Annotated in this window: 1 pseudogene; it reads left to right on the top strand. The window is 34.6% G+C overall.

Going from position 1 to position 567, the window contains the following annotated elements:
* Positions 1 to 30: 30 nt before the first annotated feature.
* A pseudogene (locus tag IRZ80_RS21105) lies at positions 31 to 524 on the top strand (ISL3 family transposase).
* Positions 525 to 567: the final 43 nt, after the last annotated feature.

Here is a 567-nt window from a genome sequence, read left to right as displayed (position 1 = left end):
GAAATCAGAATCAAACATCGCTGGGAAGCTATGGATCTTGAGAATCAATTGATAATGCAAGCCAAAAAAGAGAATAAAACATTTATACAGGAGCTCTTGCCTAATGGAGATTCCTTAAAACAACTTATAGCCAGAAGCAGATATGTACTTTATAAATCTCGCGAAAAATGGACTGAGCACCAAAATGAGAGAGCGCAATTGTTATTTGAGTTATATCCAGATATAAAGAAAGCTTACGGTTTGAGTCAACAACTTCGAGGTATTTACAATAATAACAACGACAAACACGTTGCCATGACCAAACTAGCACATTGGTACAGGAATGTAGAAGAATCAGGGTTTAAAAACTTTAATATATTACTCAATACGGTAACTATCAGACAATTTTAAACTACTTTGATAACAGGAGTACCAATGCTTCTGCAGAATCCTTTAATGCCAAAATAAAAGCATTTAGAAGTCAGTTTAGAGGTGTAAGAAAGATAGATTTCTTTCTATTCAGATTATCTAATATTTTTGCCTAATCCCCAACTTTTGCACCTGATCCAACTTTTGCTCCTGATCCCT

It is taken from the genome of Flavobacterium sp. HJJ (assembly GCF_015351475.1).
GTDB classification, from domain to species: domain Bacteria; phylum Bacteroidota; class Bacteroidia; order Flavobacteriales; family Flavobacteriaceae; genus Flavobacterium; species Flavobacterium marginilacus.
This window is presented reverse-complemented; position numbering and strand designations above follow the sequence as displayed.